The sequence below is a fragment of the Streptomyces sp. NPDC127084 genome, from assembly GCF_042724175.1.
Classification (GTDB): domain Bacteria; phylum Actinomycetota; class Actinomycetes; order Streptomycetales; family Streptomycetaceae; genus Streptomyces.
This window is the reverse complement of record NZ_JBHXFA010000175.1, coordinates 12,483-13,527: the sequence shown is the minus strand read 5'-3', so window position 1 is coordinate 13,527 and position 1,045 is coordinate 12,483. Positions and strand designations below refer to the sequence as shown.

At 71.7% G+C, this 1,045-nt stretch carries 1 protein-coding gene; it reads right to left on the bottom strand.

Annotation, left to right across the window (positions count from 1 at the left end):
- Positions 1-96 precede the first annotated feature (96 nt).
- Positions 97-990, bottom strand: a complete 894-nt coding sequence (locus ACFWI9_RS29040) for an acyl-CoA thioesterase (protein WP_387166592.1) — start codon at positions 988-990, stop codon at positions 97-99.
- Between the last annotated feature and the right edge of the window lie 55 nt (positions 991-1,045).

Sequence of the window (1,045 nt, the reverse complement as noted above, 5' to 3'; positions counted from 1 at the left end):
GGATCGACCTCGTAGTGGGCCTACTCGGTTGATTCGGCAACGCCGCGAGTCGCCGTGCCGGGCGTCGCGACGGGGCGAACGTTGCCTGACGCGGCGCTAGCTTCCGGCTTCGGGTTCCCGGCCTGCTTGGTCGCGCGGGACGCGGACCACGCCTTCCTGGATGACCGAGATCGCCAGCCGCCCGTCCCTCGTGTAGATGCGGGCCTGGCCGAGGCCGCGTCCGCCGTGCGCGGACGGCGACTCCTGGTCGTACAGCAGCCACTCGTCGGCCCGGAAGGGGCGGTGGAACCACATGGCGTGGTCGAGCGAGGCGCCTACGACGTCCCCGACCGTCCAGCCGCCCCGCCCATGGGCGAGCAGCACGGAGTCGAGCAGTGTCATGTCGGAGACGTAGGTGGCGAGGCAGACATGCAGCATCGGGTCGTCCGCCAGCTTGCCGTTGGTGCGGAACCACACCTGCGAGCGCGGTTCGCGCGGCTGGCCGACGGTGGCGAACGGGGGCTCGGAGACATACCTGAGATCCACCGCGGCCCGGGCGGCGAGTATCCGGCGCGCGACATCCGGGTGGATGAACGTCCCCTCGTACGCCGGGATGCTCTCCTCCGCCGACGGCAGGCTCTCGGGGTCCGGCGCATCCGGCATCGGGGCTTGGTGGTCGAGGCCCTCCTCGTACGTCTGGAAGGACGCCGAGAGATGGAAGATCGGCTGGCCGTGCTGTACGGCGACGACCCGGCGGGTGGTGAAGGAGCGGCCGTCGCGGATGCGGTCGACCGTGTAGACGATCGGTGCGCCGGGGTCGCCCATGCGCAGGAAGTACGAGTGCAGGGAGTGCGCCGTACGGTCGGCGGGCACGGTGCGGCCCGCGGCGACCAGTGCCTGGGCCGCGACCTGTCCGCCGAACACCCGGGGCACGATCGCCGAACGCGACCGCCCCCGGAAGATGTCCTTGGGGGGAGTGGGGGGGGGGGGGGGGAAGGCGAGGGCCGCCAAGGGGTAGGGGGACAGGGGGGATGGGCCCGTGGGTTGTGGGGGTTGGTGGTGTTTT